This is a genomic window from Streptomyces sp. NPDC029159, from assembly GCF_055564055.1.
The window spans coordinates 124,025-145,817 of sequence record NZ_JBVHWT010000003.1; the positions used below are offsets into that span (position 1 = coordinate 124,025).

Consider the following 21,793-nt stretch of genomic DNA (forward strand, 5'->3'; position numbering starts at 1 on the left):
TCCGCGACGTCCGGCCCGCGCGCGATGCCCGGTACGTACCCTCGCGGCCCTCAGTCTGGGCCACCGGAGCGATCTCTGTGCGGTGCGCTACGCCCGTACGATGGGACGCATGACTGCTACGCCCGGCCCGTCACCCGCCACCGCCGCGAGCGGAGACGCCCCGCGTCACGGTGACACCCCGCAGCCCGCAAGCACCCCGAGCGCGGACGCCCCGCGCGAGCGTCGGCGGGTCCTGCTCGCCGCCCCCCGCGGCTACTGCGCGGGGGTGGACCGCGCGGTGATCGCCGTCGAGAAAGCCCTGGAGCAGTACGGCGCTCCCGTGTACGTACGCCACGAGATCGTGCACAACAAGTACGTCGTGAAGACCCTGGAGAAGAAGGGCGCCATCTTCGTCGACGAGACGGCGGAGGTCCCCGAGGGCAACATCGTCATCTTCTCCGCCCACGGCGTCGCCCCGACCGTCCACGAGGAGGCGCGCCGCGGCAAGCTCGCCACCATCGACGCGACCTGCCCGCTGGTCACCAAGGTCCACAAGGAAGCCGTCCGGTACGCCAAGGAGGACTACGACATCCTCCTCATCGGTCACGAGGGCCACGAAGAGGTCATCGGCACCAGCGGCGAGGCGCCCGACCACATCACGCTGGTCGACGGCCCCGAGGACGTCGAGAACGTCGAGGTCCGCGACCCGGACAAGGTCGTCTGGCTCTCCCAGACCACCCTCTCGGTCGACGAGACCATGGAGACGGTCGGCGCCCTCAAGGGCCGCTACCCCAACCTCCTCTCGCCGCCCAGCGACGACATCTGCTACGCCACTCAGAACCGCCAGATCGCGGTCAAGCAGATGGGCGCCGACGCCGACCTCGTCATCGTCGTCGGCTCCAAGAACTCCTCGAACTCCGTCCGCCTCGTCGAGGTCGCCCTCGGCGCCGGCGCCAAGGACGCCCACCTGGTCGACTACGCCGACGAGATCGACGAGAGCTGGCTCGACGGCGTCACCACCGTCGGCGTCACCTCCGGCGCCTCCGTCCCCGACGTCCTCGTCCACGGCGTCCTCGACTGGCTCGCCGAGCGCGGCTACGACGACGTCGAGACGGTCACCGCGGCGGAGGAGTCCATCGCCTTCTCGCTGCCCAAGGAGCTCCGCCGCGACCTGCGCGCGGAGGCCAAGGCGGCGACGGACGGCTGAGCACCGCAAAAGCCCCCGGGAACCGGCCGCCGTGACCTCCGTACCGGCGGCCGGTTCCGCTTTCCCGGAGCTTTCCCGGAGCGTTCCGGACCGTGGCGGACCCGCCCGGCCCGTCCGCCGATTCCCCGTTCCCGGGGCGCCCCGCGCCCACCGCGCCTAGCCTTTTCCCATGAAGGTCTTCGGTGTGGACATCGGCGGATCCGGTATCAAGGGCGGCCCGGTCGACCTGGAGCGCGGCGAGCTGGCCGAGCCGCGCCACAAGGTCCTCACCCCGCAGCCCGCCACCCCGGGCGCGGTCGCCGACAGCGTCCGTGACGTCGTCGCGCACTTCGGCTGGACGGGCCCGGTCGGCGCCACCTTCCCCGGTGTGATCACCGACGGATTCACCCGTACCGCCGCCAACGTCGACAAGGGCTGGATCGGCACCGACGCCGCCCAGCTGCTCACCGGACGCCTCGGCGGCGACTGCCCGGTGACCCTCCTCAACGACGCGGACGCCGCCGGGCTCGCCGAGATGCGCTACGGCGCCGGGCGCGGCCGCCGCGGCACCGTCATCGTCCTCACCCTCGGCACCGGCATCGGCTCCGCCGTCTTCACCGGCGGCCGCCTGGTGCCCAACACGGAGCTGGGCCATCTGGAGCTGAACGGCCACGACGCCGAGACCCGCGCCGCCACCAGCGCCAAGGACACCGAGGGCCTGAGCTGGACGCGCTGGGCGCGGCGGCTGCGCAAATACCTCGCCCATGTCGAGATGCTCTTCTCACCCGAGCTGTTCGTGCTCGGCGGCGGGGTCAGCCGCAAGGCCGACAAGTTCCTGCCGCTGCTCGACGGCATCAGGGCCGAGATCGTGCCGGCTCGGCTTCGGAACGACGCGGGGATCGTGGGTGCCGCGATGGCCGCTCACGCCGCTCGGGCTGCGGCGCCACCTGCCGCGGACGGTTCCCGTGAGCCCGCCCCGGCCCCCGCCCCTCCGCGCCGGGACGCTCCGCCGGACGCCGATTCCCCGGACGCTCCGGTCGCGTCCCCGGTCGGCTGGCCCGACGCCGCACGGTGAGCACCGCCTTGCGCACCAGCGCGAGGAGGACACAGACCACCGTGCCCGCGTAGAGCCAGCCCGCGTTCAGCGCCAGCACGCTGAAGACGCCCATCACCAGCCCGCCGAACCCCTTGGTGCCGTGCTCGATCGGCACCGCCCCGAGCGTGAACGCGATGGGCAGCGCCACCGGCGCCGCGATCAGGTCGTACGGCCGCACCCACAGCCCCGCGCAGCACGAGACCAGGACGAAGAACACGCCGTACGGGGTCTGCGCACCGTCGAGGAGCAGCTCGTCGAGGGCGGCGAAGGCGAGCAGCGCCAGCGTGCTCAGCAGGCCGCACCCCAGGCCGGTCAGTTTCGGCGCGGGCATCCGCCGCTTCGCCGCCGCGACCCGTGCGGGCAGCGGGCGACGCCCGGCCCGGTAGACGGTCGCGGTACCGGCGGCCCGCCGCTCGGCGTCCCCCGGGCCGGGGCCGGACCGTGCCGCGGCCGGCCGCGGCAGGCGGGGATCCTGGACCGCGGAGGGACCGCCGCTCGCGGCCGGACGGTGCTGGGGTGCGCGCGCATCTCGTTGCTCCACCCGCCAACGGTAGGCCGCTAAGTGGTATTAACAGGCTTCGGGACACGCCAGGGTTCAAGATCGGTGCTGCGTTCGAGGGGCCCGCACCCGGCCGGGCGGCCCACCGCGCACGCCTCGTCACGGGGCCGGGCGGCCCACCGCGGGAGCCCCGTAAACTGGTGGATCGGCCCCTCAAGGGAGCCGCCGCCCTTACCGCCTCGCTCCCCGGGATGTCGCCACCGTGTCGCTCACGATCGGAATCGTCGGACTGCCCAACGTCGGCAAGTCGACCCTGTTCAACGCCCTGACCAAGAACGATGTGCTGGCGGCCAACTACCCGTTCGCCACCATCGAGCCGAACGTCGGCGTCGTCGGCGTCCCCGACACCCGCCTCGCCAAGCTCGCCGAGATCTTCTCCTCGGAGCGCATCCTCCCGGCGACCGTCGACTTCGTCGACATCGCGGGCATCGTCCGCGGCGCCAGCGAGGGCGAGGGCCTGGGCAACAAGTTCCTCGCGAACATCCGCGAGTCCGACGCGATCTGCCAGGTCATCCGCGCCTTCGCCGACGAGAACGTCGTCCACGTCGACGGCAAGATCTCGCCCCGCGACGACATCGAGACGATCAACACCGAGCTGATCCTCGCCGACCTCCAGACCATCGAGAAGGTCCTGCCGCGCCTCCAGAAGGAGTCGCGCATCAAGAAGGACGTCGTCCCGAAGGTCAAGGCCGTCGAGGAGGCCAAGGAGATCCTGGAGCGCGGCGACACCCTCTTCTCCCAGGGCATCGTCCAGGGCTCCGGCAACGAAGAGCTCCTCCACGACCTCCACCTCCTCACCACCAAGCCCTTCCTCTACGTCTTCAACGTCGACGAGGACGAGCTGACCGACGAGGCGTTCAAGGCCGAGCAGCGCGCCCTGGTCGCCCCCGCCGAGGCGATCTTCCTCAACGCCAAGCTGGAGGCCGACCTCGCCGAGCTGGACGAGGAGGACGCCATGGAGCTCCTCCAGTCCGTCGGCGCCGAGGAGCCCGGCCTCGCCACCCTCGCCCGCGCCGGCTTCGCCACCCTCGGCCTCCAGACCTACCTGACGGCCGGCCCCAAGGAATCCCGCGCCTGGACCATCAAGCAGGGCGCCACCGCCCCCGAGGCCGCCGGCGTCATCCACACGGACTTCCAGAAGGGCTTCATCAAGGCCGAGGTCATCTCCTTCGCCGACCTCGTCGAGACCGGCTCCGTCGCCGAGGCCCGCGCCAAGGGCAAGGCACGGATGGAGGGGAAGGATTATGTGATGCAGGACGGGGATGTGGTGGAGTTCCGGTTCAACGTTTAGGTGCAAATTCGCCACGTCGCTTTTGCTTAATGTGCAGGTCAGAGGGGCCCGACTCGTCGAAGTCGGGCCCCTGGATCTTTCCCATGCTGGGATGATGCTGGGATTCCTGACGGGGTGTCACTCATTGAGCCTCACTTTGAGTGGTTCATCAATGGTGCGTTATTCGGTACCATTTGGTGGAGGGATTGAATCCATGTCGATAACCGTGAGCGAAACCTGCAAGGCTCTCTTTCCCCTGATCAAGAAAGACAACGACGATCACGAGGCCATCGAGGTCGTGTCCAAGCATGGCAACGCTGTACTCGTCCAGGCAGAGGATAATGCGGCGCTGCGCGAGGGCTCGTACCTGCTGCGCTCGCCTGCGAACGCACGTCGCTTGGCGTACGAGACAGCCTTTAGGGCGCCCGGCTAAGAGCTATTCTGCCGGGCGCCGTCGATCAGCCGGAACCCAACTTGGCCTCGACCTGGGTGACCAGGTCGCGGCACTTCGTGGTGTTCTTGAAAAGCGGCGCGAGATAGTTGTTCGAGTAGGTGCTCTCGATGGCCTCGGTCAGGTGGTCGAGAGCGATGCCGGTTACCTTGTGGATCTGCTTGATCTCCTTATCCCAGTCGTATTTCGCATCGTTGATTTTGTCCATTCTGAGTTGGTTGAACACCAGCTGCAGCACGATCCGGTTCCCGTGTGCGGCCACGGCGAACTCCCTATCGACGAGCTTCTTCCGGCGATCGGCCAAGTTTGCCTCGACCGCACGCATCACCTGAACACAACGCCACACTCGATGCGCGCTGGTCCCGTTGTTGAAAAGGTTTGTGTACGGTGCTCGTTCGGTGTTTTCGGACAGCCGACCAACCGCGCTCTTTGCCAGAACCGTGTAGTACGGATTGTTGTGGGCGCAGGCGAGGGCAACGATTGCGTCTTCGACTGTGCATCCGTCACTCGCTGTGGGTACGCTTTCTCCGCGTTTGACGGAGTACTGCTTGTGTAGTGATAGAAGCATGTCCCGACGAATGCGTTCCTGCTGTTGATCAAGTGCGACGAAGTCGCGGCTCTCGACACTGTTCTGCGTGTTAGTTGCCCGGGTCACATCCGTGGCGAAATCGGGTGGACACCCCTCGAGCGAGATGAATCGAACCCATACGCGGGCCTCTTCGAGGGGCTTCTCGTCCTTCTTAGCCGCCCGGTGGATGCTCGCCACGGTCTGTGCCCCGTTGACCACGCTCACACCCTCGATCGTGAAGTCACCATACGCGTGGGTAGAGCCACCGCGAGGCGTCTTCTTGACGGATTCGCAGAGTGTGGTGATTCCATTGTTGAAATACCAGAAGTTCTCACCCTGGGTGAGCAGCGTGTGGGTCAAGCCTTCGTTTACCTCGGTATTGCCGAGTGACTTGCGTAGATTCTGCGAGAAAAGCCGATCGCGGGCGGCGCAGCTGTCGGGCTCTGGCTGTTGAGGTCCGAGTCGACACTCCGTCGGCGCCGACCAGCGCCTCGATGCGCTGGAGCAGCGGGGATGGAACCTCTCCCATGACGTCCTCGACCGGGATGCCGGGTGCGGGGTTGGCCATGCGGTTGTCGATGATCCGATTGATCTCACGCTCCTCCCTCTCCTGGTACTTGCGCAGCACCTCGATGGAAACGACGACGGCGATTTCCTTGCCGCGGCGAGTGATCACCGTGGGCAGGTCGTTCCGATCGGCGCGCTCCACGACCTCGTGAGATGCGCGCGTACGTCGCGGGGGATCAAATGGACTCACGCCGTGCTGGACGAGCTTTCTGCGGGTCGGAGCCGTGTGCTGAACGTTCCGCCGCAGCGTCTGACGCCACCGTGGCTTTGAGATAACGACCCGGCGGCACACGCGGAGCAAGCGGGGCCGGCCCTGGACGGAGGCAGGCCCCGCTTGCCGTACCGGTCGAGGACGACCGAGTACCTCTTGAGTAGGAGGTCCGTGCCACCTGGGGTTGACGGTTGTCTCGTGCTGGGGGTGAACGTTTTCCGGTCGGCGCGGACATAGATTTCTGGAGTCCCGCCGTTCAGGTGGCCTCACGCGAGGGCCGCGAACCGGAGCGGGGCTGGTGGTGCCTGAGTGCCGCGCGTTCCCTCTTCCCCCCCCACAAAGGTGGTCATCTCCTCATGCATGTCGTTCTCGCCGGTCAGCAGATCTTCGGTCTGTCCGAGAGTGCCGTGGGCTATGCCGGCCTCGCCGTCATGGCCGCGGTGGTGCTGGCGTTCGTCGTGCTGTTCATCGGTGCTCTGGTCAGCATCCTGAAGGCTCGGATGGATGCCGGGATGAAGCTGGTGTGGGTGGTGTTCGCCTTCGTCGCGCCCTTCCTGGGCAGCCTGCTGTGGTTCCTCATCGGCCGACGCAGCCTTCCCGGGTACCGGCGCGCCTAGGGCACCGGATGTCGTGGCGCAGGGGCTGAAACCAGCCATCTGGCAAGCGTCACATGGCCCTTATGCGTGCCCTGATCCCTCCGCCCCTCACCGGGAGAACACCTCCAACCGGACAACCCGGGCCGCCCCGTCAGCCGCTGGATTCAAGACCCGGTCAAGGAATTCCCGCGCGTAGGTATGGGGATCGGGGGCGGGGGAGCCGGGGGCGGAGAGCCCCCTTATATAGCTGTCGTGGGCGGCCAGCGAGTTGACGGCCCGCTCGAAGCCGTCGGGTACCTCCACCGCGTGCGTAGGCGTGGGCGATCCGGCCACCGCGATCCGGCGGACGCCGTTCCAAGGCGGCAGGCCCTTCTCCGTCGCCAGTTCGGGGAAGATCCACCGGTTCCCCGCGTCCATGGCCGCGTCCAGGACGGCGCGGCCGACCGTGCGGTGGTCGGGGGTGTTCCAGTGGCCGCCGGGCCAGGTGTCGTGGTGGTTGAGGGTGAGGAGCAGGTCGGGGCGGTGGCGGCGGAGGGCGGCGGAGAGGTCGCGGCGGAGGGCGGGGCCGGGGGTGAGGGTGCCGTCGGGGTGGTTCAGGAATTCGACGGTGTCGACGCCCACCAGGGCGGCTCCGGTGCGTTCCTCGGCTTCGCGGACCGGGGCGCACTCGGCGGGCGGCAGGGCGTCGATGCCGGCTTCGCCGTGGGTCACCAGGAGGTAGGTGACGGTGTGCCCGGAGGCGGTCCATTCGGCGACCGCGGCGGCGGCGCCGTACTCCAGGTCGTCGGGGTGGGCGACGACGGCGAGTGCGCGGTGCCAGTCGTCGGGGAGGGCGGGGAGCGGGGTGGGGGTGGCGGTCATGGGTCTCCTTCGGGTGCGGCCCCCGCGGCGTCCCCGTCACCCGATTCCTTGATCGTTATGCGGGGTGAGCTGGGCGTCATCACATTGAGTGATTTCCTGGCCCAAGGTTGCGGGTGGCCACGCGCAGTTGTCACGCTGTTACCGACTGCCAAGCTGTTGGGAGGGGCACGTGCCTTTCGGTGAGCAGCCCGCGTACCTCCGTGTCGCAGGCGACCTGCGCCAGAAGATCGTCGACGGCGTGCTGCCGCCGCACACCCGCCTCCCTTCGCAGGCCCGTATCCGTGCCCAGTACGGCGTCTCGGACACCGTCGCGCTGGAGGCGCGCAAGGTGTTGATGGCCGAGGGGCTGGTCGAGGGGCGGTCCGGCTCCGGTACGTATGTGCGCGAGCGCCCGGCCCACCGCCGTATCGCCCGCGCCGGGCACCACGCCGGGGCGTCCTGCACGCCGTTCCGGCAGGAGCAGACGGACGAGCGGGTCACGGGCAGCTGGGAGTCGAGCAGCCGGCAGGAGGAGGCGGGGGGCGCGGTCGCCGGGCGGTTGCGGATCGAGCCGGGCGCGCGGGTGATGCGGACGCGGTACGTCTTCCGGTCGGAGAGCGAGCCGGTGATGGTGTCGACGTCCTGGGAGCCGCTGGAGATCACCGGCCGTACGCCCGTGATGCTGCCCGAGGAGGGGCCGCTGGCGGGGCGCGGGGTGGTCGAGCGGATGGCCGCCATCGACGTCGTGGTGGACAACGTCGTGGAGGAGGTCGGCGCCCGCCCGGGGCTGGCCGAAGAAGTCATGGCGTTGGGCGGTGTGCCGGGCCATGCTGTGCTCGTCATCTCGCGGACGTACTTCGCCGGGGGACGGCCCGTGGAGACCGCCGATGTGGTCACCCTCGCCGACCGGCACCGCGTGACGTATCACCTGCCGGTCAGATAGATCCGGCGTGACGGGGGCGGGAGGAAGCGAAAAGGGGACGGGGGTGCGGATATGGGGCCTCGGGACGGGTCCTCGTACCGCCCGTAACACCGGTTTCATGCGGACTCGTTGTCCGTATTCATTCTTATTTGTCGGCTGCACTGTGCCGTGGGAATAGTCACACCCGCTCGCTGTGGCGGGGCTTTTCGCCGGGTGGGGGAATCCGATCATCCGATTCGCTCTTACGATGGCGAAGTTTGTGCACGGCACGGGGGAAGACCAGGAGACCAAGCACGTGAGCACGACGAAGACCCCGAGCGCGGAGCAGGGCTCGCACTCCAATTACCGCCGGTCCCTAGGGACCATCGCCCTGACCGCCACTGGTCTCGGGTCCATCATCGGCTCCGGTTGGCTCTTCGGGGCCGAGCGGGCCGCTGCCATCGCCGGTCCCGCCGCCATCCTCGCCTGGGTGATCGGTGCGGTCGTCGCACTCACCATCGCCCTGACCTACACCGAGCTGGGGTCGATGTTCCCGAAGGCCGGCGGCATGGTCCGCTACGGCCAGTACTCCCACGGCTCGCTCGCCGGTTACCTCGCGGCGTGGGCCAACTGGATCGCGATCGTTTCCGTGATCCCCGGTGAGGCCACCGCCTCCGTCCAGTACATGAGCTCGTGGGACTTCGACTGGGCCCATGCGCTGTACGACGGCAAGGAGCTGACCGGCAGCGGCGTCGGCCTCGCCAGCGTGCTGCTGATCTTCTACTTCTTCCTGAACTGGTTCGCGATCACGCTGTTCGCGAAGACCAACACCGCGATCACGGTCTTCAAGGTCGTCGTTCCGATCCTGACCGCGAGCGCGCTGATGATCGCGCACTTCGATACCGGCAACATCAAGGACGCCGGCGGCTTCACGCCGAACGGCTGGAGCTCGGTCTTCACCGCCGTCGCGGTCTCCGGCATCGTCTGGGCCTACAACGGCTTCCAGTCGCCGCTGAACCTCGCCGGTGAGGCGCGCAACCCGGGTCGCTCGCTGCCGAAGGCCGTCATCGGCTCCATCGTCATCGCCCTGGTGATCTACGTCGCCCTGCAGGTCGCGTTCCTGATGGCGGTGCCCGGCGACAAGCTCTCCGCCGCCGGCGGCTGGGCCGGTCTCGGCTACAACTCCCCGCTGGCCGACCTCGCCATCGCCTGGGGCCTGAACTGGCTCGCGATGCTGCTCTACGCGGACGCCTTCATCTCGCCGTCCGGCACCGGCATGATCTACGCCGCCACCACCTCGCGCATGATCCACGGCGTGCAGGAGAACGGCCACCTGCCCGGCATCTTCGGCAAGGTCGACAAGAAGACCGGTGTGCCGCGCCCGGCGCTGGTGCTCAACCTCGTCATCGCCTTCCTGTTCCTCGCGGTCTTCCGCGGCTGGGGCTCCCTGGCGGAGATCGTCTCCGTCGCCACGGTCATCTCGTACATCACCGGCCCCGTCGCCGTGATGTCGCTGCGCCGCCTCGCGCCCGGTCTGAAGCGGCCGGTGCAGCTGAAGGTGATGCCGGTCATCGCCCCGATCGCGATGGTCTTCGGCTCGCTGGTCCTCTACTGGGGCCGCTGGCCGCTCACCGGCAAGGTCATCCTGATCATGGCCGTCGGTCTGCCGGTCTGGGCCTGGTACGAGATCGGCAAGCCGCTCACCCAGGGCCGCAAGCCGTGGGCCGAGCTGCGCCCGCACCTCAAGGCCGGCGCCTGGATGGTGACGTACCTGCTGGTGATGGCCCTCGTCTCGTACGCGGGCGGCAAGGAGTTCGGCGGCAAGGGCTACCTGCCCGAGGGCGTGGACATCGCCGTGGTCGTCGTCATCGGCCTCGCGTTCTACTTCTGGGGCGTGCGCAGCTCGTGGCGGAACCCCTCGCTGGTCGCGGTCGAGGCCGAGATCGAGGCGGCGGAGCAGGCCGAGGAGTCGGCCGGTACGGCCACCGTCGGTGCCCAGCGCTCCGGTGCGGGCGACGGCCCGGACGACGACCGCCCCTCGGACGGCAAGCTCCGCAGCGACGCCTGACCGGCGCCGCGCCCGGGGCCCGTCCCCGGTTCCGCACCACCGAGCCGTACGGCTCCACCGGCCACTCGCAGGCCCTCCCGGTTCGCCGGGGCCCGCGGGTGGCCGGTTCGGTTTCTCTTTGTGCCATTCCATATCCGCTGAGTGAAGGTCGGGCGTAGGCTCGGGCATATGCAGAATGCGGATTCGGTAACGGCCCGGGAGGGGCACGGGATGACGCGCGGTGCTGCGGATGGGGTGGCGTGATGGCTGACGGCAAGACGCCACTGCCCTGGCAGGTCATTCGTCAGGACGAAGGCGGCCACCGCTATCGGGTGGGCCGGTACGCCACCCGCGCGGAGGCCGAGCGGGTCATCGGCGGCCTCGGCGGCGGCGATGACCAGGAGCTCTACGTGGTGGAGAAGATGGATGTGACGGCAGGCTGAGCGGGTTGCGGGGTGTGGCGTGCGCCGTAGGCTGCCGCGTATGACGACGGTGCGTGTGGTGGTGGGCGGTGCGGTGCTCGACCGGGGGCGGCTGCTGGCCGCCCGGCGCAGCGCGCCGCCCGCGCTGGCCGGTCGCTGGGAGCTGCCCGGCGGCAAGGTGGAGGACGGCGAGAGCCCCGAGCAGGCGCTCGTCCGTGAGCTGCGCGAGGAGCTGGGCGTCGAGGCCGAGCCGCTGGCGCCGATCGCCGGTGAGTGGGCGCTGCGTCCAGGCTTCGTGCTGCGGGTGTGGGTCGCCCGGCTGGTCTCCGGCGAGCCGCGGCCGCTCCAGGACCACGACGAGCTGCGCTGGCTGGAGCCGGACGAGGAGCTGTCGGTGGACTGGCTCGACCAGGACCGGCCGGCCGTCGCCGCCGCGATGCGGCTGCTGCGGGAGGGCGAGGGCGTCGCGTCGCGTCCGCCGTCGCGCGGCACGGTGCCCGGCGGGCGGGCCCCGCTCTGAGCGCGCCGGGCCACGGGCGGTCCGCGGGCCGTGGTGGTGGACCCGGCCGGGCGAGGCGTTCGTCCGGGTGGCGTGGGCGGCCGCGCACCGGCGATACGGGCAGGCGATTATCGGGTATGTCCTGAATGAACCTCTTGTAGGCAGGTGCGGTGGTTCACCGCGCCATGGGAAGTGATCGGCGTGAGCGACAGCGCAGCGGCAGGAGCCCCCGATTCGGCACACGCCGCCGTCCGCCGTCGTGGCGCGGTCCCCGGTGCGTCCGCCGTCGCCGGCTGGAGCTTCCCCGCCGAGCCCGGCGCCGTCCGCACCGCGCGGGCCGCGGTCCGTTCGACCCTCGCCGAATGGGGGCTGGAGGGCGTCGCCGACATCGCCGTCCTCCTCGTCAGCGAGTTGGTCACCAACTCGCTGACGTACGCCAGCGGCCCGATCGGCGTCCGGCTGGAACGGCTCGGCGGCGGACTCCTCGTCGAGGTCTCCGATCCGCTGCCCGATCCGCCGCTGGAGCGCGCCGCCACCCCCGATGACGAGGGCGGACGCGGACTGCAACTGGTCGCCCGCGCCTCCCGGCGCTGGGGGACGCGGCACGGCAAGAGCGGCAAGACCGTGTGGTTCGAGCTGGCGGTGGCTGGTTAGGAGACAGGTGGATCCGGTCGACACGCGTCGTTGCCCATTCGTCGACAAACCGTGCCGGAGCCGCGATCGAGACTGTGCTGTGATCGTGAAGACCGTGTTCCGAAGTGCCGAGGTGCTGATTTACTCGGCAGGTCCGGTCCGGGCACGATGAGCTGGAGGGGACGGGGCTCGTGAGCGAGTTGTCATCCGGCGGGACGGTTCCCGCGCAGGCCGTAGGCCACGGCGGAAAGGGGCAGGCCGACCCGGTCCTCGTCCCGCCTGAGCGTGTGGTGCAGGAGCCGCCGGTGTGGCAGTCCAGCCGGCCCGGTTCGATCTACGACTACATCCGCCTCGCGTCCTTCTCCCTCGGGCCCGACGGCCGCATCGACGGCTGGAGCGAGCGGGCCGCCGACCTGCTCGGCATCTCCGCCGCCCAGGCCGTCGGCAAGGATCCCGTCGAGGCGTTCGTCCCCCACGAGCTGCGCGAGAGCGGGCACCGTACGGTCTCCCGGATCCTGGACGGCCGGGAGTGGACCGGCCTGGTGCCCTACCGCCGCGCCGACGGCGGCGAGGCCGACGGGCTCGCGGAGATCTACGTCATGCCATCCGCGACGGAGGACGGCGAGCGGGCCGCGCTCTGTCTCGTCGTCGATGTCAAGGCGCTGCGCGGCATCGAGACCGACCTCGCCGCCGCACAGGCGGTCTTCGGCCAGTCCCCGATGGGCTTCACCCTCTTCGACACCCGGCTGCGGCTGCTCCGCGTCAACGAGCGCTTCGCCACCGTCTTCGGCGGTCCGGCGAGCAAGTACCGAGGTGGCACCCCGTACGACTTCCTGCCGCGGGCCGAGGCCGAGCGGATGACGGTGGCGCTGCGGCGGGTGCTGGACACCGGTGAGCCGGTGACCGAGATGCAGCTGGTCGGTGTGGTGCCCGGTGCGGAGGACCGGCGCCGCTGGTCGGTCTCGCTCTACCGGCTGCACGGCGCCAGCGGCCGCCCCATCGGCGTCGCCGCCCTCGCCTCCGACGTCACCGGGCGCCGCCGCGCCGAACGCGAGGCCGCCAACGCCCGGCGCAACCTCGCGCTGCTCAACGAGGCGGGCGCCCGCATAGGCAACTCCCTCGACCTGGAGACCACCGCCCGCACCCTGCTCGACGTCGCCGTCCCGCAGTTCTGCGATCTGGCCGCCGTCGACCTCTACCAGGGGCTGCTGGCGGGCGACGAGGCGCCGCCCGGGATGAGCGACGGCAGCGCGGAGCTGCGCCGGGTCGCCTTCTCCAGCGCCGTCTCCGACGCACCGCTCGCCACCATGCCCGCCGCGCCCGAGGGCGGGCCGGTCGCGGTCGGCGCGGTCCACCGCTACCCGTTCAACTCCCCGTGCGCGGGCGCGCTGCGCACCGCCCAGGCGCAGATCGTCCCGGGCCGGGAGGGCGAGGAGGGCCGCGAGCTGGGCGCCGTGGTGCACTCCACGCTCGCCGTGCCGATGGTCGCCCGGGACACCGTCGTCGGCCTGGTGCAGTTCTCCCGGACGAAGGGCAGCGAACCGTTCGGCGAGCGGGACACCGCGCTCGCCGTGGAGCTGGCGGCCCGCGCCGCGGTCTGTATCGACAACGCCCGGCTCTACCGCCGTGAGCACGAGCGGGCGCTGATGCTCCAGCGCAGCCTGCTGCCGCCCGGCGACCCGGAGGCCGCCGGTCTCGACATCGCCTGCCGCTATCTGCCGGGCACCACCGCCACCGAGGTCGGCGGCGACTGGTTCGACGTCATCGAGCTGCCCGGCCACCGCACCGCGCTGGTCGTCGGCGACGTCATGGGCCGCGGGCTGCGCGCCGCCGTCGCCATGGGCGAGCTGCGCACCGCCGTCCGCACGCTGGCCCTCCTCGACCTGGAGCCCGCCGAGGTGCTGGCCGCGCTGGACGAGGTCGCCCGCGGGCTGGGCGGCGGCGAGGGCCGCGGCGGCAAGCGGGGAGCGGCCGGCCGCTCCCCGGCCCCCGGCGTCCCGCACGCCGCCGGGGCCGCCGACCTCTCCGAGGTCTACCTCGCCACCTGCGTCTACGCCGTCTACGACCCGATCACCCGCCACTGCACCTTCGCCAACGCCGGGCATCTGCCGCCGGTGCTGGTCGAGGAGGGCGCGGACGCGGTGCTGCTGGACGTACCGCCGGGCATGCCGCTGGGCGTGGGCGGCGAGCCGTTCGAGGAGACCGAGGTGGAGCTGGCGGACGGCGCGCTGCTCGCCCTCTACACCGACGGTCTGGTGGAGTCCCGCGACCATCCGCTGGACGAGGGTCTGGAGGCGTTCCGCGGGGCGCTCGACGCCGACCGGCCGCTGGAGGACGCCTGCGACCACGTCCTGTCCACCCTGGACACCTCGCACGGCGAGGACGACATCGCACTGCTGATGGCCCGGGTGCACGGGCTGCCCAAGGACGCGGTGGGGGACTGGAGCCTGGCGCCGGAGGCCCGGTCGGTGGCGCGGGCCCGGGAGCTGGCCCGCGACCAGCTGACCGACTGGGGCCTGGAGGAGCTGGTGGACACCACCGAGCTGCTCGTCAGCGAGCTGGTCACCAACGCGCTGCGGCACGGCCACGGCGAGATCCGGCTGCGGCTGCTGCGCGACCGGTCACTGGTGTGCGAGGTGTGGGACGCCGACCTCGCCCAGCCGCGCCGCCGCCGCGCCCGCGACACCGACGAGGGCGGCCGCGGCCTCCAGCTGGTCGGCCTGCTCAGCGCGGGCTGGGGCAGCAGACGCACCCCGCGCGGCAAGACGGTCTGGTTCGAACTCGCGCTGCCCGACGGCGACCATCCGGCGCCGGATCCGACCGAGGCGCTGCTGAGCATGTTCTGAGTCATGGGCCCCGCAGCTGCGGGGCCCGTCCCGTATGTGCCCGCGGGGCGCCCGCTCAGGGGGCGTGCCGGTCCTTCGCCCCCAGGCCCTCGTCCTCCGCGTCGGACCACAGGGCGCTGTCGTACGGGGCGTCGGGGACGGGGACGACGCGGTCGCCGTCGGTCCGGGTGGTGTGGGCGGTGCCGGCCCCGGCGCGGAGCAGGCGCAGGCTGTCGCCCAGGTGGTCGGTGTCGGTGCGCACCCGGCGGATGTCGAGCCCGTCGCCGAGCCGCCGCTCCAGCCGCTCCACGGCACGGGCCAGCTCGTCCAGGGCGTGTTCGGCCGCCGTCAGCTCGTCGTGAAGGGACATGGTCCGCCCTCTCTGCCGAAAACGTCGTCCAGAAGGGCCGTCGGCGCCGGGGCGAGGTCTCCGGAGCGCGGGGACGACCTCCTACGTCCCGAGTGTCCCGCGTCCCGGTGGGGCGGGAAAGGCGGGGAGCCGGGGCGGGGCCGGGCCGCCCGCGTAAACGGGGTCGTCGGCCGGACCTCCGGGGCGCCGTCCGCCGGGCCGGAGCCCGCTCCCGCGCCGCTCGCGGGGCTCTTCCGCCGGGCGGGTGGCCTTGCCCCGGGGCGCCGCCGTGTCGGGCGGCCGGGCCGTCCCCGGTCGCTTTCAGTGGGGGTGCCATAGATGTGATGAGCCGCCAAGTGGGCCGGACGTGTCGCGGCGCTCGGCGCGGCGCCGGCGAGCCCCGGAGGTAACAGCCATGACCGACCACGTCAGACCAGGCCGCGCCGTGCGCCGCGCCGCCCTCCTCGCGGCGGGGGTGCTGCTGCCGCTGCCGGTCCTGGCCGGCTGCGCGGACGACGACGGGGGCGGCGCCGCGGGCCTCGCCCAGGACATCGCGGCGGCGCCCCGCGGCCGGGTCGCCAACGGCGGCACCGTCCGCTGGGCGGTCGACACGCTGCCCGGCACCCTCAACGCGTTCCACACCGACGCCGACGCGGCCACCACCCAGGTCACCGGCGCCGTCCTGCCGTCCCTCTTCACCCTCGACCGCACCGGCACCCCGCAGCGCAACGCCGACTACCTCACCGCCGCCGACGTCACCAGGCGCGAGCCCCGGCAGGTCGTCGTCTACAAGCTCAATCCCAAGGCCCGCTGGAGCGACGGCCGCCCGATCGGCGCCGCCGACTTCCTCGCCCAGTGGAAGGCGCTGCGCGGCACCGACCACGCGTACTGGACCGCCCGCAACACCGGCTACGACCGCATCGCCAAGGTCGAGCAGGGCGCCGGGCCGCACGAGGTCAAGGTCACCTTCGCCCGGCCCTACGCGGACTGGCAGGCGCTGTTCACCCCGCTCTACCCGAAGTCCGTCATGGAGAACGCCGATGACTTCAACGACGGCGCCCGCGACCGGCTCCCGGTGACCGCCGGACCGTTCGCCGTCGGCGACCGCAACTCCGACGACGGCACCCTCACCCTGGAGCGCGACCGCCACTGGTGGGGCGCGCCCGCCAAGCTCGACCGGCTGGAGCTGCGCGCCGTCCCGCGCGCGAAGCGGGCCGAGGCGCTCAGCTCCGGGGCCGTCGACGTCGCGGCGGTCGACGCGACGGTGGCGAAGAAGATCGACGAGGCGGGCGGCGGCGCCGGCCCCGCCGGTGTCCCCAAGAGCGTCCACGCGGGCAACGCGGGCGCCCAGGCCGCAGGCGGTGAGGACACCCCGCGCGGTGAGGTCGCCGCCGACGCCGTACGCGCCCAGGCCGCCGCCCGCGGCTCCGAGGCGGCCGCCGCCGAGGCCCGGGCCGCGGCCGCGCTGAAGACGCTGCGCGGCTACACCGTCCGCCGGGCCCTGCAGCCCGCGTACACCCAGCTCGCGCTGAACGGCGGCAGCGGGCCGCTCGCCGACAACCGGGTGCGGCGCGCGGTGGCCCGCGCCATCGACCGCCAGGCCCTCGCCGACACCGTCCTCAAGCCGCTGCGGCTGCCCGCCACGACGCCCGGCAGCCATCTGCTGCTGGCCGGGCAGGAGGGGTACGCCGACCACAGCGACGCCGTCGGCGGTACGGACACCGACGCCGCGAAGACGCTGCTCGCGGACGCCGGCTGGCGCTCGGGCCGTGGCGGGCAGGCGTCGTCGCAGCCCGCCCACGGCGACGCGCAGGCCGGTCACGGCGGCGCCCCCGGTGACGCCGCCGCGGGCGGCGGGCAGAAGGCGGAGGCGGGCGAGCAGATCGCGGCGCGGGCGCCCGTGGTGAAGAAGGCCGGCCGACCGCTCACCCTGCGCTTCGTCGTACCGGACGGCCCCGCCTCCGCGGAGCTGCGCACCGTCGGCCACCGGATCGCCACGATGCTCTCCCGGATCGGTATCGCCACCGCCGTCCAGAAGGTCGCCGACGACCGCTACTTCCAGGACCACATCGAGGCCGGCGACTACGACCTCGCGCTCTACTCCTGGCCGGGCTCCGCCTACCCGTCCACCGACGCCCGGCCGGTCTACGCCAAGCCGCAGCCCGCGCCGGACGGCTCGCTCAGCGTCGGGCAGAACTACACCCGCGTCGGCTCCGACCGCGTCGACCAGCTCTTCGACGAGGCGGTCTCCGACCTCGACCCGAAGGCCGCGCGGGAGGCGCTGAACAAGGCCGACGCCCGGATCTGGGCGGCGGCCGGTTCGATCCCGCTCTACCAGCGGCCCGAGCTGGTCGCCACGAAGAAGTCCCTCGTCAACATCGGCTCCTTCGGCTTCGCCGCCCCGCGCTTCCAGGACATCGGCTACGCGAAGTGAGCCCGGGCCCGCCGCCGCGCCGCACCCGGCTGACGGCGCGGCGGCGGGCGGGCGAAATCTGGTCGGCGCTGGCCCGGACAATCGGTGAGAATGCCCAGGTCAGGACCGGTGTGGGCGGGCTGGGGCGGCCGAAGGCGCGACAGCCACGTACCATGGGGTGAGGCCGTGGCTTCTCATGCCCGGCAGGCGCGCGTGCCGGACCGTACGCGCCGCCCACCACGATTCCGGGAGAAGCGCCGCAAGTGCCCACGCGCCACGACATCCGTAACGTCGCCATCGTCGCCCACGTCGACCACGGCAAGACGACCATCGTCGACGCCATGCTCAAGCAGGCGGGGGCCTTCGCCGCTCACCAGCTCGACTCCGTCGACGACCGGGTCATGGACTCCAACGACCTGGAGCGCGAGAAGGGCATCACCATTCTCGCGAAGAACACCGCGGTCAAGTACCACCCCAAGGACGGTGGCGACCCGATCACGATCAACATCATCGACACCCCCGGCCACGCCGACTTCGGTGGCGAGGTCGAGCGTGGTCTGTCGATGGTCGACGCGGTCGTGCTGCTGGTCGACGCCTCCGAGGGCCCGCTGCCGCAGACCCGCTTCGTGCTCCGCAAGGCGCTGTCCCAGCGTCTGCCGGTCATCCTCTGCATCAACAAGACGGACCGCCCGGACTCGCGGATCGACGAGGTCGTCAACGAGACCTACGACCTCTTCCTCGACCTGGACGCCGACGAGGACCAGATCGAGTTCCCGATCGTCTACGCGTGCGGCCGTGACGGCATCGCGTCGCTGACCAAGCCGGAGGACGGCACCGTCCCGGCCGACTCCACCGACCTGCAGCCGTTCTTCACCACGCTGCTCCAGCACGTCCCGGCGCCGGAGTACGACGAGACCGCCCCGCTCCAGGCCCACGTCACCAACCTCGACGCGGACAACTTCCTCGGCCGTATCGCGCTGCTCCGTGTCGAGCAGGGCGAGCTGCGCAAGGGCCAGACCGTGGCCTGGATGAAGCGCGACGGTTCGATCGCCAACGTCCGCATCACCGAGCTGATGATGACGGAGGCGCTGACCCGCAAGCCCGCCGAGGTCGCCGGCCCCGGTGACATCTGCGCGGTCGCCGGTATCCCCGACATCATGATCGGCGAGACGCTGGCCGACCCGGAGAACCCGGTCGCGCTGCCGCTGATCACGGTCGACGAGCCCGCGATCTCGATGACCATCGGTACCAACACCTCGCCGCTGGTCGGCCGGGGCGGCACCGGTAAGGGCGCGGACGCCAAGGCCGCGGTCAAGGACCGCAAGGTCACCGCCCGCCAGGTCAAGGACCGTCTCGACCGCGAGCTGATCGGTAACGTCTCGCTCCGCGTCCTGGACACCGAGCGCCCCGACGCCTGGGAGGTGCAGGGCCGCGGTGAGCTGGCGCTGGCCATCCTGGTCGAGCAGATGCGCCGCGAGGGCTTCGAGATGACCATCGGCAAGCCGCAGGTGGTCACCAAGCAGGTCGACGGCAAGACCTACGAGCCGGTCGAGCGCATGACGGTCGACGTGCCCGAGGAGCACATGGGCGCGGTCACCCAGCTCATGGGCACCCGTAAGGGCCGGATGGACAACATGTCCAACCACGGCTCCGGCTGGGTCCGCATGGAGTTCGTCGTCCCCTCGCGTGGTCTGATCGGCTTCCGCACGGAGTTCCTGACCAACACCCGTGGCACCGGTATCGCCCACTCCATCCACGAGGGCCACGAGCCGTGGTTCGGCGAGCTGAAGACCCGTAACAACGGTTCGCTGGTCGCCGACCGCTCCGGTGCGGTCACCGCGTTCGCGATGACCAACCTCCAGGAGCGCGGTGTGCTCTTCACCGAGCCGGGCACCGAGGTGTACGAGGGCATGATCGTCGGCGAGAACTCCCGCGCCGACGACATGGACGTCAACATCACCAAGGAGAAGAAGCTCACCAACATGCGCTCCTCCTCCGCGGACTCCTTCGAGGCGATCGTGCCGCCGCGGAAGCTCTCCCTGGAGCAGTCGCTGGAGTTCTGCCGCGACGACGAGTGCGTCGAGGTCACCCCGGAGGCGGTCCGTATCCGCAAGGTCGTCCTCGACCAGAAGGAGCGCGGCCGCACCGCGTCGCGCGCCAAGCGCTGACGCACCGCTGATTCCCCGAAGCGCCCCGCAGGACTCCGGTCCGGCGGGGCGCTTCGCCGTGTGCGGGGACGGCCGTCCGGCCGGGGCCGCTGCGGCTTTTATCGCGGGGAATTGATCTTGTCAATGGTGGCTTGGTCCTGACCAGTTGGCGAGGTGTCCGTTATTCGGAACGCTTTCCCAGTGACATTGCCCACCTCGTCCCTTTCCTGCACGTGTGGATAGTTTGCTTTGTCCGAATTTCGAACTCCATAAGTGGGAGATGTGACCTAATCGAGACCGCTTACGCGTGGTTTATGGCCGGAACGTGACTGAGACTGGGCGGTATTGAGCTCGGGTCAATGGGTCACGCGCCGTAAGAAGCGCCGACTCACGAGCATCGGGGGCTGGTTGTGGACTGTCAGGGGTGTCAGTCGCGCCGGCTCCTTTCCATATCGAGAGATGGACTCATGAGGAGGCAATCCCATGCGCGGTGCCAAGAGCGCCACCTGGGTCGCAGGAGCGATAGTCGTGGCCCTGGGAGCCACGGCCTGTGGCGGCGGCAGCAGTGCGAGCGCCGAAGCCGGCGTCGTCCGGGCCAACTGGGGTGACCCGCAGAACCCGCTGGAGCCCGCCAACACCAACGAGGTGCTCGGCGGCAAGGTCCTCGACATGATCTTCAGCAATCTGAAGAGCTACGACCCGAAGACCGGCGAGGCGAAGAACGACGTCGCGCAGTCCATCGAGACCAAGGACCAGCAGACCTTCACCATCAAGGTGAAGAAGGGTGAGAAGTTCTCCAACGGCGAGCCGGTGACGGCCCGTTCGTTCACCGACGCCTGGAACTACGGCGCGCTGGCCACCAACGCCCAGAAGAACTCGTACTTCTTCGCCGACATCAAGGGCTACGACGCGGTCGCGCCCGCCGAGGGCAAGCCGACCGCGAAGACCCTCTCGGGCCTCAAGGTCGTCGACGACCACACCTTCACCGTCACGCTCAACGAGAAGATGTCGACCTGGCCGCTGCGCCTGGGCTACAAGGCGTTCGCGCCGCTGCCCAAGGCGTTCTTCAGCGACCACGACGGCTACCTCGCCAAGCCCGTCGGCAACGGCCCGTACGCCGTGGACTCGTACGACAAGGGCAAGCAGATGAAGCTCGTCCCCAACACGCACTACACCGGGGACGACAAGCCGCAGAACAAGGGCGTGCTGCTCAAGGTCTACACCGACTCCAACGCCGCCTACGCGGACCTGCAGTCCGGCAACCTCGACGTCGACGACGACGTGCCCGCCGAGCAGATCCGCAACGCCAAGTCGGACCTGAAGGGCAACTACCTCTCACAGCCCGCGGGCGTGAACCAGGTCGTCACCTTCCCGCTCTACAAGGACGGCTGGAACAAGCCGGGCATGGAGAAGGTCCGCAAGGGCCTGTCCATGGCGATCGACCGCAAGGCGATCACCGAGAAGGTCTACAACGGCACCCGCACCCCGGCCACCGACCTGACCTCGCCCGTCCTCGGCGACGCCAACGGCTACAGCAAGGACGTCTGCGGCGACACCTGCACGTACGACCCCACCCAGGCGAAGAAGCTGATCAAGGAGGGCGGCGGCCTTCCCGGCGGGAAGATGACCATCAGCTACAACGCCGACAAGGACTCCCACAAGCAGTGGGTGGACGCCGTCTGCAACAGCATCAACACCGTGCTGGGCGACGACAAGGCGTGCGTCGGCAACCCCGTCGGCACCTTCGGGGACTTCCGCAACCAGATCACCAAGCAGGAGATGACCCAGCCGTTCCGCGCCGGCTGGCAGATGGACTACCCGCAGATCGAGAACTTCCTGACCCCGCTGTACGCGACCGGCGGCGCCGCCAACGACGCCAAGTTCAGCGACCCGAAGTTCGACGCACTGCTCCAGCAGGCCGGCGCCGAACCGGACGTCAAGAAGGCCACCGACCTCTACAAGCAGGCCGAGAAGATCGTCCTCGACAAGGTCGTCAGCATCCCGCTCTGGTACCAGAACGGCACCGCCGGCTGGTCCGAGCACGTCTCCGGCGTCCAGCTGAACGCCTTCAGCCTCCCGGTCTTCACCCAGATCAAGGTCAAGGGCTGACCCGACGCGGCCCCCTGTGAGGAAGCCGACGGGCGACAACCGCCCGTCGGCCTCCCGGGGTTGGCCCCGCGCGCGAGAACACACCCGCACACGGCGGCGAGAGCAGCCGGCCACGTCCGCGACCC

Annotated in this window: 16 protein-coding genes and 3 pseudogenes; 14 read left to right on the forward strand and 5 right to left on the reverse strand. The window is 70.6% G+C overall.

What is annotated here, in order from left to right; translation table 11 throughout:
* The first annotated feature begins 100 nt into the window (after positions 1–100).
* Together ACZ4U4_RS07570 and ppgK are read left to right on the forward strand one after the other, a co-directional pair.
* The gene (locus ACZ4U4_RS07570) at positions 101–1,186 is read left to right on the forward strand and encodes a 4-hydroxy-3-methylbut-2-enyl diphosphate reductase (protein ID WP_467870007.1); all 1,086 of its coding nucleotides are present in this window, start codon (positions 101–103) and stop codon (positions 1,184–1,186) included.
* A 169-nt stretch (positions 1,187–1,355) separates the two neighbouring features.
* Positions 1,356–2,240, forward strand: coding sequence for a polyphosphate--glucose phosphotransferase (gene ppgK / locus ACZ4U4_RS07575; RefSeq protein WP_467870009.1), 885 nt, complete (start codon positions 1,356–1,358; stop codon positions 2,238–2,240).
* 58 nt (positions 2,241–2,298) lie between these two features.
* On the opposite strand, the pseudogene ACZ4U4_RS07580 reads toward ppgK, so the two are convergent.
* Positions 2,299–2,592 (reverse strand): annotated as a pseudogene (locus ACZ4U4_RS07580) (DUF6542 domain-containing protein); the annotation flags it as partial.
* A 430-nt stretch (positions 2,593–3,022) separates the two neighbouring features.
* Here ACZ4U4_RS07580 and ychF point away from each other — a divergent pair.
* Positions 3,023–4,111 (forward strand): redox-regulated ATPase YchF, encoded by a 1,089-nt coding sequence (ychF, locus tag ACZ4U4_RS07585; protein WP_467870011.1) that lies wholly within the window; start codon positions 3,023–3,025, stop codon positions 4,109–4,111.
* Positions 4,112–4,304: 193 nt separating this feature from the next.
* Positions 4,305–4,505, forward strand: a pseudogene (locus ACZ4U4_RS07590) (type II toxin-antitoxin system Phd/YefM family antitoxin); the annotation flags it as partial.
* A 43-nt stretch (positions 4,506–4,548) separates the two neighbouring features.
* Here ACZ4U4_RS07590 and ACZ4U4_RS07595 read toward each other — a convergent pair.
* Both ACZ4U4_RS07595 and ACZ4U4_RS07600 read right to left on the reverse strand, forming a co-directional pair.
* Positions 4,549–5,469 carry an AIPR family protein gene (locus ACZ4U4_RS07595; RefSeq protein ID WP_467870013.1) on the reverse strand — a complete coding sequence of 307 codons (921 nt, stop codon included), beginning with the start codon at positions 5,467–5,469 and terminating at the stop codon, positions 4,549–4,551.
* A 160-nt stretch (positions 5,470–5,629) separates the two neighbouring features.
* Positions 5,630–5,856 (reverse strand): annotated as a pseudogene (locus ACZ4U4_RS07600) (type II toxin-antitoxin system Phd/YefM family antitoxin); the annotation flags it as partial.
* A 387-nt stretch (positions 5,857–6,243) separates the two neighbouring features.
* On the opposite strand from ACZ4U4_RS07600, the gene ACZ4U4_RS07605 reads away from it, so the two are divergent.
* The gene (locus tag ACZ4U4_RS07605) at positions 6,244–6,504 is read left to right on the forward strand and encodes a PLD nuclease N-terminal domain-containing protein (protein ID WP_467870015.1); all 261 of its coding nucleotides are present in this window, start codon (positions 6,244–6,246) and stop codon (positions 6,502–6,504) included.
* 87 nt (positions 6,505–6,591) lie between these two features.
* Here ACZ4U4_RS07605 and ACZ4U4_RS07610 read toward each other — a convergent pair whose 3' ends face one another.
* Positions 6,592–7,344 (reverse strand): PIG-L deacetylase family protein, encoded by a 753-nt coding sequence (locus ACZ4U4_RS07610; protein WP_467870017.1) that lies wholly within the window; start codon positions 7,342–7,344, stop codon positions 6,592–6,594.
* 169 nt (positions 7,345–7,513) lie between these two features.
* Here ACZ4U4_RS07610 and ACZ4U4_RS07615 point away from each other — a divergent pair, with 169 nt between their 5' ends.
* From ACZ4U4_RS07615 to ACZ4U4_RS07640, 6 genes are all read left to right on the forward strand, one after another.
* A complete protein-coding gene (locus tag ACZ4U4_RS07615; protein WP_467870019.1) occupies positions 7,514–8,266 on the forward strand; it encodes a GntR family transcriptional regulator in 753 nt (250 codons plus the stop codon).
* A 274-nt stretch (positions 8,267–8,540) separates the two neighbouring features.
* Complete coding sequence (locus ACZ4U4_RS07620) at positions 8,541–10,292, forward strand: APC family permease (RefSeq protein ID WP_467870022.1); 1,752 nt, start codon at positions 8,541–8,543, stop codon at positions 10,290–10,292.
* 242 nt (positions 10,293–10,534) lie between these two features.
* Positions 10,535–10,714 carry an SPOR domain-containing protein gene (locus ACZ4U4_RS07625; RefSeq protein ID WP_467870026.1) on the forward strand — a complete coding sequence of 60 codons (180 nt, stop codon included), beginning with the start codon at positions 10,535–10,537 and terminating at the stop codon, positions 10,712–10,714.
* A 40-nt stretch (positions 10,715–10,754) separates the two neighbouring features.
* Entirely contained in the window at positions 10,755–11,213 is a 459-nt protein-coding gene (locus ACZ4U4_RS07630) for a (deoxy)nucleoside triphosphate pyrophosphohydrolase (protein WP_467870029.1), read from the forward strand.
* Positions 11,214–11,384: 171 nt separating this feature from the next.
* Complete coding sequence (locus tag ACZ4U4_RS07635) at positions 11,385–11,846, forward strand: ATP-binding protein (RefSeq protein WP_467870904.1); 462 nt, start codon at positions 11,385–11,387, stop codon at positions 11,844–11,846.
* Positions 11,847–12,130: 284 nt separating this feature from the next.
* Positions 12,131–14,671: a SpoIIE family protein phosphatase gene (locus ACZ4U4_RS07640; protein ID WP_467870907.1), complete on the forward strand. Its 2,541-nt coding sequence runs from the start codon at positions 12,131–12,133 to the stop codon at positions 14,669–14,671.
* A 55-nt stretch (positions 14,672–14,726) separates the two neighbouring features.
* On the opposite strand, the gene ACZ4U4_RS07645 is transcribed toward ACZ4U4_RS07640, so the two are convergent.
* A complete protein-coding gene (locus ACZ4U4_RS07645; RefSeq protein ID WP_467870032.1) occupies positions 14,727–15,020 on the reverse strand; it encodes a hypothetical protein in 294 nt (97 codons plus the stop codon).
* A 394-nt stretch (positions 15,021–15,414) separates the two neighbouring features.
* Between ACZ4U4_RS07645 and ACZ4U4_RS07650 the strand changes: the two genes are divergently transcribed.
* The 3 genes from ACZ4U4_RS07650 (at position 15,415) to ACZ4U4_RS07660 (ending at position 21,668) form a co-directional block, all read left to right on the forward strand.
* A complete protein-coding gene (locus ACZ4U4_RS07650; RefSeq protein WP_467870035.1) occupies positions 15,415–17,433 on the forward strand; it encodes an ABC transporter family substrate-binding protein in 2,019 nt (672 codons plus the stop codon).
* A 242-nt stretch (positions 17,434–17,675) separates the two neighbouring features.
* Entirely contained in the window at positions 17,676–19,580 is a 1,905-nt protein-coding gene (gene typA, locus ACZ4U4_RS07655; RefSeq protein WP_467870038.1) for a translational GTPase TypA, read from the forward strand.
* A gap of 462 nt (positions 19,581–20,042) precedes the next feature.
* Positions 20,043–21,668 carry a peptide ABC transporter substrate-binding protein gene (locus ACZ4U4_RS07660; RefSeq protein ID WP_467870041.1) on the forward strand — a complete coding sequence of 542 codons (1,626 nt, stop codon included), beginning with the start codon at positions 20,043–20,045 and terminating at the stop codon, positions 21,666–21,668.
* The last annotated feature ends 125 nt before the right edge of the window (positions 21,669–21,793 follow it).

What these genes read in the sequence shown, in the direction of transcription:
- ACZ4U4_RS07570 (WP_467870007.1), top strand. Translation starts at nt 101, where the DNA reads ATGGGACGCATGACTGCTACGCCCGGCCCGTCACCCGCCACCGCCGCG.
- ppgK (WP_467870009.1), top strand. Translation starts at nt 1,356, where the DNA reads ATGAAGGTCTTCGGTGTGGACATCGGCGGATCCGGTATCAAGGGCGGC.
- ACZ4U4_RS07605 (WP_467870015.1), top strand. Translation starts at nt 6,244, where the DNA reads ATGCATGTCGTTCTCGCCGGTCAGCAGATCTTCGGTCTGTCCGAGAGT.
- ACZ4U4_RS07610 (WP_467870017.1), bottom strand. Translation starts at nt 7,344, where the DNA reads ATGACCGCCACCCCCACCCCGCTCCCCGCCCTCCCCGACGACTGGCAC.
- ACZ4U4_RS07625 (WP_467870026.1), top strand. Translation starts at nt 10,535, where the DNA reads ATGGCTGACGGCAAGACGCCACTGCCCTGGCAGGTCATTCGTCAGGAC.
- ACZ4U4_RS07630 (WP_467870029.1), top strand. Translation starts at nt 10,755, where the DNA reads ATGACGACGGTGCGTGTGGTGGTGGGCGGTGCGGTGCTCGACCGGGGG.
- ACZ4U4_RS07645 (WP_467870032.1), bottom strand. Translation starts at nt 15,020, where the DNA reads ATGTCCCTTCACGACGAGCTGACGGCGGCCGAACACGCCCTGGACGAG.
- ACZ4U4_RS07650 (WP_467870035.1), top strand. Translation starts at nt 15,415, where the DNA reads ATGACCGACCACGTCAGACCAGGCCGCGCCGTGCGCCGCGCCGCCCTC.
- ACZ4U4_RS07660 (WP_467870041.1), top strand. Translation starts at nt 20,043, where the DNA reads ATGCGCGGTGCCAAGAGCGCCACCTGGGTCGCAGGAGCGATAGTCGTG.